This window comes from Nocardia vinacea, from assembly GCF_035920345.1.
In the GTDB taxonomy this organism is placed as follows: Bacteria; Actinomycetota; Actinomycetes; order Mycobacteriales; family Mycobacteriaceae; genus Nocardia; species Nocardia vinacea_A.
On record NZ_CP109149.1, the window covers coordinates 2,973,984 to 2,986,665 of the forward strand.

General features: G+C 65.2%; 11 protein-coding genes and 1 riboswitch. Of the genes, 10 read left to right on the forward strand and 1 reads right to left on the reverse strand.

Features of this window, described 5'->3' with window-relative positions; translation table 11 throughout:
* The first annotated feature begins 140 nt into the window (after nt 1-140).
* The 7 genes from OIE68_RS13695 (at nt 141) to OIE68_RS13725 (ending at nt 7,911) form a co-directional block, all read left to right on the forward strand.
* Nucleotides 141-1,370: an aminotransferase class V-fold PLP-dependent enzyme gene (locus OIE68_RS13695; protein WP_327099758.1), complete on the forward strand. Its 1,230-nt coding sequence runs from the start codon at nt 141-143 to the stop codon at nt 1,368-1,370.
* Complete coding sequence (locus tag OIE68_RS13700) at nt 1,367-2,659, forward strand: heavy-metal-associated domain-containing protein (protein ID WP_327099759.1); 1,293 nt, start codon at nt 1,367-1,369, stop codon at nt 2,657-2,659. Before OIE68_RS13695 ends, OIE68_RS13700 begins: the two co-directional genes overlap by 4 nt.
* Complete coding sequence (locus OIE68_RS13705; protein ID WP_327099760.1) at nt 2,656-4,251, forward strand: decarboxylase; 1,596 nt, start codon at nt 2,656-2,658, stop codon at nt 4,249-4,251. Before OIE68_RS13700 ends, OIE68_RS13705 begins: the two co-directional genes overlap by 4 nt.
* Nucleotides 4,251-5,570: a pyridoxal-phosphate dependent enzyme gene (locus OIE68_RS13710; RefSeq protein WP_327099761.1), complete on the forward strand. Its 1,320-nt coding sequence runs from the start codon at nt 4,251-4,253 to the stop codon at nt 5,568-5,570. The genes OIE68_RS13705 and OIE68_RS13710 overlap by 1 nt, the downstream gene beginning before the upstream one ends.
* Nucleotides 5,571-5,630: 60 nt before the next feature.
* Nucleotides 5,631-6,257, forward strand: coding sequence for a TetR/AcrR family transcriptional regulator (locus OIE68_RS13715; RefSeq protein WP_327099762.1), 627 nt, complete (start codon nt 5,631-5,633; stop codon nt 6,255-6,257).
* Nucleotides 6,258-6,355: 98 nt separating this feature from the next.
* Nucleotides 6,356-6,527: riboswitch (M-box (ykoK) riboswitch) on the forward strand.
* Nucleotides 6,528-6,762: 235 nt separating this feature from the next.
* Complete coding sequence (locus OIE68_RS13720) at nt 6,763-7,482, forward strand: MgtC/SapB family protein (RefSeq protein ID WP_327099763.1); 720 nt, start codon at nt 6,763-6,765, stop codon at nt 7,480-7,482.
* A 168-nt stretch (nt 7,483-7,650) separates the two neighbouring features.
* Nucleotides 7,651-7,911: an ATP-binding cassette domain-containing protein gene (locus tag OIE68_RS13725; protein ID WP_327099764.1), complete on the forward strand. Its 261-nt coding sequence runs from the start codon at nt 7,651-7,653 to the stop codon at nt 7,909-7,911.
* Nucleotides 7,912-8,295: 384 nt separating this feature from the next.
* Here the strand turns inward: OIE68_RS13725 and OIE68_RS13730 are convergent, their stop codons facing one another.
* The gene (locus OIE68_RS13730; protein ID WP_327099765.1) at nt 8,296-8,658 is read right to left on the reverse strand and encodes a GFA family protein; all 363 of its coding nucleotides are present in this window, start codon (nt 8,656-8,658) and stop codon (nt 8,296-8,298) included.
* A gap of 430 nt (nt 8,659-9,088) precedes the next feature.
* On the opposite strand from OIE68_RS13730, the gene OIE68_RS13735 reads away from it, so the two are divergent.
* The 3 genes from OIE68_RS13735 to OIE68_RS13745 all read left to right on the forward strand — a co-directional run bounded on the left by OIE68_RS13735 (nt 9,089) and on the right by OIE68_RS13745 (nt 12,618).
* On the forward strand, nt 9,089-9,811 hold the full coding sequence (locus OIE68_RS13735; RefSeq protein WP_327099766.1) for a hypothetical protein: 723 nt from the start codon (nt 9,089-9,091) through the stop codon (nt 9,809-9,811).
* A 250-nt stretch (nt 9,812-10,061) separates the two neighbouring features.
* Nucleotides 10,062-10,613 carry an AAA family ATPase gene (locus OIE68_RS13740; RefSeq protein WP_327099767.1) on the forward strand — a complete coding sequence of 184 codons (552 nt, stop codon included), beginning with the start codon at nt 10,062-10,064 and terminating at the stop codon, nt 10,611-10,613.
* A 499-nt stretch (nt 10,614-11,112) separates the two neighbouring features.
* Complete coding sequence (locus OIE68_RS13745) at nt 11,113-12,618, forward strand: FGGY-family carbohydrate kinase (protein ID WP_327101660.1); 1,506 nt, start codon at nt 11,113-11,115, stop codon at nt 12,616-12,618.
* Nucleotides 12,619-12,682: the final 64 nt, after the last annotated feature.

The following is a 12,682-nucleotide window of genomic DNA, read 5'->3' on the forward strand; positions in this document are numbered from 1 at the left end:
TCCTTCGAAGTCGTCACCGAAAGTGCGTATCGTTGGTGGCGTCCAGCGCGGTTCTCGGAGGGAGCGGCACCTTGCGGTCACCTGCGTCCGGGACGCACCTAGCCCGACCGGCCACCACCCGGTCCGCCCCGCGGATACCGGTGCCGTCGCCCCCCGCGACTGTGCGCGGACTCTTTCCGGCGCTGGCCGAATCCACGGAAATCTATTTGGACAGCGCGGCCACCACGCAGAAGCCGCTGCCGGTCATCGAGACCATCCACCGCTATCACACCTCGCGTACCGCCAACGCCGGTCGCGGAACCTACCCGTGGGCTACCAACCTCACCACCCGCCTGACCCGGGTCCGCGATCGCATGGCGACCTTCATCGGCGCCGAATCGCCCGCGGAGGTCGTCTTCACCGGCGGCGCGACCGCGGCGCTCAATGCCGTCGCATTGTCCTGGGGGCTGGCCGAACTCGATGACGGCGACGAAATCCTCTACAACCCACGCGATCACGCCTCGAATGTGCATCCGTGGCACCATCTGCGTCAGATGCTCGCCCGCTTCGGTCGGCGCATCGAACTGGTCCCCTACCGGGTGACCGAACTCGGCGAAGCCGATACCGCCGACATCCTGGCCAAGGTTGGGCCGCGCACCCGGCTGATCACCACCAGCCATCTGCACCACGTCTTCGGCGGACTCACCACGCTCGAGGAGTTGCGCGGCAAACTCGACCCCCGGATTCTGCTGTGCTTCGACTGCAGTCAGAGCGGTGGGCATATGCCGCTGGATGTGACCGAACTCGGCGCCGACTTCGCGATCTTCGCCGCGCACAAGATGTTCGGCGCGCCAGGCACCGGAATCCTCTACTGCCACCGCAGAGTTCACGATCGGCTGCTGCCGTTCCTGCCCGGCGGCAATACCGGGGTCGACCTCACCGACGCGGGATTGACCTCGACCGGCATGCCGGACCTGCTCGAGGGCGGCACCCAGAACATTCCGGGCATCCTGGCTCTCGGCAGCGCACTGGAGGTGCTGGAATCGCTGGATGTCGGCGTGATCGCCGCACACAATCGCGAATTGACGCTGCGGCTCATCGACAATCTACGTCCGGTGCCCGGGCTGGAATTCCTGCCCGGTCCGGCGCATGCGCCGTGCGCGATCGGCTACGGCATCGTGTCCTTCACGCTCGCAGGCATTTCCGCGACCGATCTCGGATTCGTATTGAGCGAGTTGGGTTTTCTGGTCCGCACCGGCTTACACTGCTCACCCCGAGCTGGCGACGACGCCATGGACTCGGTACGGGTCAGCACGCACATCTACAACACCGTCGAGGAGATCGACCGGTTCGCGACCTGCGTCAAGACGATTGCCGAGGAGGTCACATGAGAATGGACGACACCCCGCGCTATGACCGGCGGGCGGCGTCCCGGGTTCTGGCGGGCCTGGCCCAACCTGGATTGTTCACCACTCCCATCACGGTCCCGTCGAGTCGACATATCGAATACACCTGCGCCACACTGCGTCCCGAGCCCGACAGTCACCTCACCTATTCGCAGCGGCTGTACCTGCAGCAGTTCATGCGGCCGTGCCAGCCCGCGCAGGTCACCAGCGCGACACACCGCATCGCCTGGACCGATAGCGACGGCGTCCCCAATACCGGGCACTTCCGCGCCGACGGCCTCGGCCCGTTGGTGCCCATCGCCATGCGCGAAGCCGTACTGGTGCTGTGGCATGCGCTCGCCGCGAATTCCGCACTGACACAACGGATCGACTGCCTCGGCCCGCGCGAACACGCGGCGCTCGACGGGACCACCACCGATCACGATCCGATCGAAATCTTCCGCGTCGGCATCGAGGCCACCGGACGTGCACTGGCCCAGCACGCACTGCTGGCGCGGCAGACGCACTATCGCAGTGCCACCGAATTCGCCAGGGGCATACACGATTCCGGCATCTTCTCGGCGGTCGCCACCCGCTGGTTCTGGGAACTGCAAGCCTCCACCTACCGGCGCGGCATGATCCCGGTGACGCTGGCCGCCCAACCCGACGGCACGGTGCGCTACACCGCCGACACGGTGGCGACGCTGCGCGCGATGAAGGACGCCACCATCGAGGACGCGCATGCGGTGATGCGGCGAGCGACCCGGGTCGAGGGACTGAGCGTCGACGCGGCCATCGCCAAATACCACGACGATCTCGATCTCATCTCCCGCCAGTACGCGCTGCTGCCCGCCAATACCCGACCCTCTTGTCTGGCTGCCATGCCACATCATCTCGGCGGCGGGCACTACACGCTGTTGCCGCTGGTGGTGGACAAGTTCGTCGAGATCTTCGAACAGCTCGCCGAGCGGATCCGGATCACCGAGACGAGCACGGAGCTGGACGAACTGACCGCCGACGCGCCTGCCAGCGCCGAGGATCGGATCTTCTACGTGCCGGATATGAGCTGTCAGCATTGTGTCCGCACGATCACCGGGGTGCTGGAGACGATGGGCATCAAGGTGATCGAGATAGATCTGCCCAGTAAACGGGTGGTCGCCGAATTCCGCAGTCCGCGCAATCGGGCCCGCGCCTTCGAGTCGATCCGCGACGGCGGCTACAACCCGGTGGCCGAGAAACCGGCGCGAACCGCATTGGCGTCCACGCGGTCCCAGCCCACGGAAACCGCCGTATGACGGCACCGCTACCGGCGCTACCCGCGAAGATCCATCCGCTGGTGCGCGCCTTTTTCGATACCCGCGATGCCGTCGAGGAGACGCTGATTCGCTTCGGATCCCCGATCCACCTGGTGTTTCCACAGGTCTACGCGGAGAACCTGAAACAGTTGCGCGCCGTACTCGACAGCAGGGGCGCGCGCTACCGAATCTGCTACGCGCACAAGGTGAATCAATCCAGAGCCCTGGTACGCACCGCCGAACATGCTGGTATCGCCATCGATGTCGCTTCCCCGCAGGAGTTGGCCAGTGCCATCGGGGCCGGATTCGGTCCGATGCGGATCGAGGTGACCGGGCCGAAAGGTGAAGCGTTCCTGCGTGATCTGATCGACTGCGGTGTCACCATCAATGTCGACAATCTGTGGGAGCTGCGGCGGATCACCGAATTGGCCGGTGACCGCGCGAGAGTTCCGGTGCTGCTGCGGGTTTCCGGATTCGACGAGACAGCGGTGAGCCGGTTCGGTGTGCCGCTGGCCCATGTGGACCAGGCCCTGGATCTGCTGTCGGCCAATCGCCGGCGAATCACGTTCCTCGGCTTCGCCTTTCATATCGACTCCGGTGACGCCGCGGAACGCATCCGAGCCATCGACGCCTGCCTCGAGCTGGTCGAGCGCGCCTACGGCCGCGGACTCGGCCCGTCGGTGCTGAATATCGGCGGCGGCTTCCGACAGGTGTTCACCGCCGACGCGGACCGATTCGACGGGTACGTGCGGGCGCTGCGCGAATCGCTGCTCGGCCGCGGCGAATCGATGAGCTGGTCGAACAATACCTTCGGCTATCACGTGGATGATGGTGCGGTGCACGGAATTCCGGTCTTCCACAAGTACGCGAACACCGTGCCCGCGACTGCGATGTTGAACGATCTGCTCGGCGCGCCGCTGGAGCGACACGGTGGCCGCACCGTGGCCCAGGTGGCCGGCGACAATATGCTCGATATCTGGTTGGAGCCGGGCAAGGCGCTGGTCGATCATGCGGGGGTGACTGTGTCACGGGTGGAGTTCGTCAAGGAACTCGCCGATGGCACAGTGCTGGTGAATCTGGATCTGAGCCGGGATCAGGTGACCCCGGCGGATCAGGAGGTCATGGTCGATCCGGTGATCCTGCCGAGTGTCGTGCATATGCCGAGCAGCGCTCCCGTTCGCAACGCCGTACCTGGCGATGACGTAACCCCGCTGCGCAGCGCCGCCGACACCACGCCGACCTTGCGTCCGGTGGTCGAATCCGGGCCGGTCGGTGTGTATTTCGCCGGACGCCTGTGCCTGGAACGCGACCTGATCACCAATCACAAAGTCTGGCTACCCGAGTGCCCGCGCCAGGGCGATCTGGTGGTGTTCCCGAATACCGGCGCCTATCACATGGACCTGTCCGCGGCCTCGGCGTCCATGCACGCACTGCCCGCGAAACTCGCTGTCGTGCACCGCGCGGGCAGTTTCCAGGTCTACCGCGATACCGATTACGAACCGCTCATACCCGTCGGTCTGCCGCCACCGCGCCGCACTCCCCCGCGCGGCCCGCGTCGTCCGCTGCCGCGCCGACCCTCCGGAGCGCCATAGTGCGCTACGACCACATCACCGAGCTGATCGGCAATACGCCGCTGCTGCGGCTGGACCCGACCGTGCACGGCCTGGCCAATGTCGAGCTATACGCGAAACTGGAGTCGCACAATCCCTTCGGCTCGGTCAAGGACCGGGTGGCCTGGGGCATGATCCGCGACGATCTCGACGAGATCCGTGCGAGCGGGCAGACACTCATCGAGGCGTCGAGCGGCAATACCGCCAAGGCGCTGCGCATTCTCGGCGTGATACACGGCATCGGCCTGCGCGCGGTGACCAATCGGATCAAGGTTTCCGAAGTGCGAGATCTGCTGCAGCTGTTCGGCACCGAGATCGTGGAGTTGCCCGGGCTGTCCGAATGTCCGGATCCGACCACACCGAACGATGTGTATTCGGTGATCGAGGCGACCATGTCCAAGGAGCCGGGCGCCTACCATCACGCCTCGCAGTACACCAATGAGAAGAATATCGAGGCGCATCACCACGGTACCGGCCGCGAGATCCATGAGGATCTGGCCGCCGACGACATCACCCGCGTCGACTATCTGATCGGTGGGCTCGGCACCACCGGTTCCACCCGAGGCACCGCCACCTATCTGCGCAAGCACAATCCCGAATTGCGTTGTATCGCCGTGGTTTCCGATCGGTCGGACTTCATACCCGGTATCCGCTCGGAGAGCGAGATGTGGGATGTCGGGCTGTTCCAACCCGATTTCTACGACCGTATCGTCACCATCGATTCCACCCGCGCGGTGGATGCCACCCTGGCGCTGGCCACCGGGTACGGCATCCTGGCCGGTCCGACCAGCGGCGCGAGCTATGCCGCCGCGCTGGAAATCCTTGGTGAGCAGGCACTTTCATCGAACGAACCGGTGGTCGCGGTCTTCATCGTCTGTGATCGGCTCGAGCCGTACCTGTCCTATATCAAGAAGCGCAAGCCGGGGCTCTTCGACCGCGCCGATCGCCGCCGTGCACCCACCCCGGCCGAACTCGCGGCGACACCGGCCGTGTCCCCACAGGAATTGGCCGAACTGGACCGCACCGCCCGGCCCACCATCGTGGACACCCGCGGCGCGATGGCCTATCGCATCGGCCATGTGCCGGGCGCGATCAATATCCGCGACGACCAACTCGACGATATGTTCACCCACGGCATCCCGTTCTCCCGATCGCGCCCACTGGTCTTCGTCTGTCCGGTCGGCGAACTATCGCTGCGCTTCGCCGCCATCGCCCGCCAGGACGGCTTCGACGCCAGCAGCCTCGGCGGCGGGATCGTCGCCTGGCGCGATGCCGGATTCGCGCTCGAACGCGGCAACTGATCCCGATCGGTGTGGCCCAGCCCTGAGCCGGTCATTGCGGCCAGGCATTAGTGTGGGCGGGTGCAAAAAGGCCAGGAATCAGTTGACGATGCCGGTCCTCGGATCTGGGGCGGTACGACGCTCACCGAACGTCGAGAGGCACGCCGCTCCGCGCTGCTCGAGGCCGCGCTCGACCTGATCGGAGAATCGGGCGCGGGCGGTGTCACCATGCGCGCGGTATGCCGACGCGCCAATCTCACCGACCGGTACTTCTACGAGAGTTTCGCCAGCCGCGACGAACTGCTGGATGTGCTCTACCGGCAGGTCGCCGACGAATTCCTGGAACCGATGACGGCGTTCGCCGCCGCCGATCCCTCCCGCGACCGGGTGCTGTCGGAGATCCTCGTCGACAAGGTGCTCGCCGATCCGCGCAAGTCCCGGCTGTTCCTGGTCGAACCGTACTCGAGTACCGGCCTCGGCCAGACCACCATCGCGGTCATGCCGGTCTTCACCAAGGTCCTGCAGGACCACCTGTTCGCTCATATCGATGATCCGGTGCGGCGCAGACTGGCCGCGCTCACCATGGCCAGCGGTAACGCGGGCATGTTCTCGGCGTGGTTGAACGGATCGCTGCGCGCCACCCGCGAGCAGGTGATCGACCACTGCGTGGCCACGCTCGCCGCCTACCGTTCGCTCTACCAGTCCTGATTCGGTCCGCATTCGGCTCCCGCGCAGCGCGATTGGACGTTGCGCGGCGCACACCGGGTTGCGAGGCCGGCCACGCGGGTGTTTACTTGCCAACGCAAGGTGCCGATCGTTCGCTGAGGCTCCTTCACGGATATAGGCCAGCGACCCCGAACGTCGAGAGACGCCCCGGGTCAGGACAGATCTCCCCGGCCTAAGGGGTGATCCCGATTGGCTCCCGATGTAGTCGGGTTCACGCCGTGAAGTGCCAAAGGTCTTACGAGGAGAGGCTTTGACCGGTGGTTTTATCGGATTCCTCTGATGTGCTCTGCGACGTTGGCACACGACGTCCGGCTGTGCCGTGCGTCCGATCGAAGGAAGGAGGTGAGCCGGATGTCCGGCGGTGATAGTTCCAGACCCCCGTTAGCCGAATATTCACCCGGCGACACCTCCGCAGCGGCGCTCCGGCACGGGTCCAGTCCGTAGCCTGCTGTTCGATGGTGCGCTTGACCTGGTCAGGGAGTGCGTGATGTCAACGGTAGAGATGATCCTGCGGCTGCTGGCCGGTGTCGGCTTGGGCGCGGTGATCGGATTCGAGCGGCAGTATCGGGCCAGGATGGCGGGGCTGCGCACCAATGCGCTCGTTGCGGCAGGTGCGACACTGTTCGTCCTGCTCTCTGCGCACGGTTTCCACGGCGGTACCGCCGATCCGACCCGGGTGGCCGCGCAGATCGTCTCCGGTATCGGTTTCCTCGGCGCGGGTGTGATCATCCGCGACGGTTTGAATGTGCGCGGGCTCAATACCGCTGCGACACTGTGGTGTTCGGCCGCCGTCGGCGCGCTGGCCGGTGCGGGCATGTTCACCACTGCTGCCGCGGGCGCGGTGGCGGTAATGGTGGTCAATATCGCGCTGCGCGCCGCCGGGCGTGCGGTGGACCGCCAGCCCGATGCCGCCGCAGAACAACCCGCGTCCTACGTGTTCGTCGCGGTGACCAACGATGAGCAGGAAGCCCAAGTACGGGCACTGCTGGTTCAGGCGTTGACCCGCACCGACTTTCGACTGCTCTCGGTGTCCAGCGCGAATACCGAAATCCCGGGTCGAGTGGAGGTACGCGCCGAACTCACCGGTGACCAGCGCGACGACCGGCAGATGGAATCGGCAGTGAGTCGGCTCAGCCTGGAACCATCGGTGACCAGTGTCGGCTGGCATATTTCGGTCGACGACACCGCGGACGGAGCTCGGGCATGACTCCGCTGCGCTCCTATCTCTCTCGGGATGCCCTCGATCGGCCACGCAATCGGCGGGCGGATGTGGTGGTGTTCGTCGGTGCGGCAGTCCTGATCTGGGCAATCGTGCGGATCTCGACGAGTATTGCGGTGCCGTTCGACGAAACCACAACTGCGAGACGAACTGCGCGTGCTCGACGGGATCGACCTACGACTGCGCAGCGGTGAGATCGTCGCGCTGCTGTGGCGTCCGGATTCGGGCAAGTCCACGCTGCTGCGCATTACCGCCGGACTCATCGCACCGTCCAGCGGCCACGTCCGCTATCGCGGTACCGAACTCAACCGGCCAGGGTGTGAAACCACCCAGCCATCGGCAATCAAGATCCGACCGGTGGGTTCAATGCGCTGTGTGCGGCGGCGAACGTCTCAATTGCCGGTACCCGAACCGTGACCGCGGAGCTCGCTGGCCGGTCCGCAAATCCCTGCACTCTTCCTGCCCGACACCGTCATCCGGCGCTGGGGGCTACGCCACTGCGCCGCCGCCGAAGTCGTGCAGAAGCTGCTCGGACACGCCAGCATCAGCACCACCGTCGACACCTACACCGGGATGCGGGCGGCCCGATCCACGAACACGAGGCGTGGCTCGGCGAGATCGCAGGATCGATCTGACGTTGTCCTTCTTGCGGCAAAAGCGCTCGGAGACAGAGCGATTGGCCGGGTGGCACCCGCCAGGTCCGTCATGATCGCCCTGGCGCCACCGCCCAGCAGGGGCTAGGAGAACGAACCCAACGCCCTTGCGGGACAGCCCGGATCGGTGGTCCCGCAAGGCAGCGCCTCACCTCAGCGGGGCCATCCACGGGACTGCGTTGTGAGCAAAGCTCTGCTTGACCGGCACCAGGTCGGCATGATCATCCAAGGCCGTGATCGTGACCCCCACCATGCCGGCTTCATCCCCCTTGGACGCGACCGAGGAACCGCGCTTCGGACAGAACCCGCGGCAGATCTGCGGGAAGGTCTCGAACCAGGTCGGTTCCCCGCCCGGACCGGTCCACGCGAATCCTTCCTCCGGGAACGACACCCACGACATTACCGGGGCGCCTGAAAGCCTCTGGCAGTGCTCGCACGAGCACAGATGAGGGAAGTCCGGGTCGCCGGTCGCGGAGAAACGGATATTGCCGCAGAGACAGCCGCCGTTCACATCGCTCCTTCTTGCTGGACACCATGTCGTTTCATCCAAGGCCGCGCGTTGTTGATCAACGACACCCGACGCTCGGCAAGGCCTTCGCCGTCGCGGCACCGAGCAGACATGGTCACTCTGTCACACAGCCGACGGCGAGTTCGCTTGCATAGTGCAGAGCAGCTTGTGTGAGATGTTCGCTTCTGCGGCCGGACCCAGCGCAATGGCCCAGGCTGGAAGAGATCCGCGACAATCTCCAAGTCCGCATCATCGAGGCCGAACGCGAGGGCCGGCTCGGCTAAGTCGAGGGCCTCAGGTCAGCTACAGCGGCGTCAAGGACAAGCTCGCCCAGATCAACACCACCCGTGTTTGGTCAGCTGAGCGGCGGTTCCATGTCGGCGATGTCGCCTGGGGATGGCACTCGATCTCCAGTGCACAGACGGTGTTTCGCGTGTCGATTTGGGAGGAACACGGCGTGGTGCTGGCGTGGGCATGGGTGGAGCTGCCCGGCCACGTCGAGTTCCTCGTCGATCCGGACGCTGTCGAGCTGCTGCCCCAGCTGCTCGACTGGTTCGAGACGGTGGCCACAGGCCCCGCGCTGTCGTGTCAGGTGATGGAGGGCGATCGTCACCAGCGTCGGGCGTTGACTCAGCGCGGCTACACGGCGCAGGAAGCTGGGCCGTTTTTCCGCCGCCATGTCCACGATCTGGCAGGCCTCCCAGCGCCGTCACTGCCGGATGGGTTCGCGATCAGCCATGTCGCCAGCGGCGACGCCGAACGGCGGGCGGCCGTGCACCGCGCCGGCTGGTCCGACTTCGGCTCCCGCCTCACCACAGAGAGCTACCGCAACGTCATGGCCGCCTACCCCTACCGCAAGCAGACCGACCTCGTCGTCCTCGCACCCGACGGCGAGTGGGTGGCCTCGGCACTGGGCTGGTACGACGAGATCAACAAGGTCGGCCTCGTCGAGCCGGTCTCCTGCGCTCCCGCGTTCAGAGGCATCGGTCTGGCCAAAGCAGTCAATATCGCCCTCCTACATGCATTCCGATCACTCGGAGCGACCCAGTCGGCGATCCTGCCCCGCGGCGACCAGGCATACCCGGTGCCAGCGCGCCTTTATCAGTCCATCGGCTACCAGCCCGGCCCCCGCACCCTGCACTACGCGCGGAACTGATCCATCCAGTGTGCCGCACAGCCCGCGTTGGTCAGCCACGACCAGTGCCGATCTACAAGCCAGTCGAGCGCCTATGCCCGACGGCCACACATCCGGCCGAGCGCCCTGACAACACAACAGCTGGCCCTGCTCCTCCAGGTACTCGCGGACAGCGAGCAGGCAGCTCAGGTAGTCATTATCAACCGACCCGAACGCGCCCTGAGACCATCGTGGACCCACCCGCCGATCTGCCCCCGATACCCTCGACCCCATGATCATCTGGCTGAACGGAACCTTCGGCGCCGGAAAAACCACCACCGCAACAGAATTGACTACCCTGCTACCCGGGTCGCGGATCTTCGACACCGAGGAAGTCGGGCTCATGCTCCGCCACGTCCTCGGCACCGAAACCGTCCGGGACTTCCAGGATTGGCAGCCCTGGCGAGGACTGGTCGTGGCCGCAGCCACACAGATCCTCGACTACGTCGGCGGTGTCCTGGTCATTCCCCAATCCGTTCTCGTCCACCAATACTGGCAGGAGATCCGCACCGGCCTCGAAACCGCGAGCGTCCCACTGCATCACTTCGTTCTCCACGCCGAACGCGACGAACTGCTCCGCCGCATCGAAACCGACCCCACAAAACCGAACTCAACATGGCGCCTCGAGCGCCTCGACGACTACGACGCCGCCCGTTCCTGGCACAGCCAGGAAGCACACGTCATCGACACTACCGACTTGCAGCCACGCCGGGTCGCGAAACTGGTTGCCACACAAGCTGATCAAACCCGAACAATAGCGACGGATCGACATCCGACGAACTGACGACACTGCAACGGACACTTGCCTCAAAATCACCGAGATTCACCGGACCCCCGACGTCTCACGAAGTTGAGGCACCGCACCTCACGGCTGAACGCTGCCTCATGATCAACGCGACAGGACAGATCGCTCCAGCTGAGTGGGTTGTGTGGATAAGCAACTGACGTTCGTTCGTTGCGGACCCTGATGGATAGCTTCAGTGAGGAGGCCTCCGAGAACTGTCGGCGAGCACGCTGGGGACGTGCACGTCGCTGCCGAATGTGACTGCGCGCCCGGCTTCTTCGCATCATCATTGCGGGTGTCCGTCGATATCCGGTATGAAGAGAAATTGCTTCGGCCGATCGGCTGGACTCCCGCACACGTTCGCGGGCTGACCCTTGGGGTGCTGCCCGAGCTGGCGACGGCCGCGACGGACCGAAGCAAAGCGGACGGGAATGGTCCGGTATCCGCCGCCCGACTCTATTACGCTGATGCCGGACGCGGGAATGACGTGGAAGTGCGGGTGACTGGGTTGTCGGATCTGCTGCTTGGTGTCGACATGGGTACGGGCAGCACCAAGGGGGTGCTGACAACCAGCGACGGCAGGATCCTCGCGACGGCGGTCCGAAAACACGGCATGAGCCTTCCTCGGCCGGGCTGGGCAGAGGTAGATGCAGAGACCATCTGGTGGGGCGATCTGGTCGAGGTATGCCGGGAACTCGTTCCCCATATCGCAGAGCATCGTCTAGCCGGCATATGCGTCAGTGGCGTCGGTCCGTGCCTGCTGCTGTGTGACCAGGATTTGCGCCCGGTCCGGTCGGCGATTCTCTACGGAATCGACATGCGGGCTACGGCGGAGATAACTGAACTCACTGACCGACTCGGTGCCGACAAAGTGCTGCAGCGTTGCGGTAAAGCTCTGTCGACGCAAGCAGTGGGACCGAAAATGCTGTGGGTGGCGCGGAACGAGCCCGACGTGTGGCAACGGGCCACCCGGTGGTACAACTCCAGCTCATATGCCGTCGCAAAACTGACCGGGTCCTACGTGCTCGACCACCATACGGCCAGCCAGAGTGACCCGCTGTACGACCTGCGCGGACAGGATTGGGCGCAGGATTGGATCGGCGATATCGTCGGGCATCTCGAGATGCCGCAGATCGTTTGGCCACATGAGGTTGTTGGCGCGATAACGTCAGCGGCCGCACAGGAGACGGGTCTGCCCGCCGGGACTCCCGTCTGCGCGGGGACCGTCGACGCCTGGAGTGAGGCTTTCAGCGCCGGGGTGCGGCGACCCGGGGACGTGATGCTGATGTACGGCTCGACGATGTTCTTCGTCCAGGTTCTTCCTACCCTCCAAACCCACCCGCTGCTATGGACAACCTCTGGCATCGAGCCGGGGCAGTTCACGCTCGCCGCGGGAATGTCGACCTCGGGGTCGCTCACGTCATGGGTTCAGCAGTTGACCGGGGACGTGCCGTTCGAACAGCTCATCGCCGAGGCGGCGGCTGTGCCGCCTGGATCCGACGGCCTGGTACTCCTGCCGTACTTCGCTGGTGAGCGCACGCCGATCTTCGACCCGAGAGCGCGTGGCGTCGTCGCCGGACTCAGTCTGCGGCACGGGCGGGGCCATCTCTTCCGTGCTGCATACGAGGGCATCGCCTACGGCATCCGGCAGATCATCGAGTTTCTCGACAGCGAGCAGACCCCGATCGAACGGCTCGTGGCTGTCGGCGGCGGAACGCAGGGTGGCTTGTGGACTCAGATCGTGAGCGACGTCGTCGGCCGACCCCAGGTGGTACCGACCCAAACCGTGGGCGCGAGCTACGGCGACGCGCTGCTCGCCGCGATCGGAACCGGCCTGGTTCCACCGGAGACCGACTGGGCGACCGTCGGCCAGCTCATCGAACCGAACCCCCGCACCCGGGCACTTTACGACGACCTGTTCGGCGTCTACGACAGCTTGTACGGAGCGACGAAGCCGCTCGTGCACACGCTGTCCGCCATCCAGGAGTCCCCATTCACCGAGTGACTCCGCACATGCCGGACGGATGTTCGCGCGACGTGCAAGTCGGGCCGCAATCGGCCCTACTCAC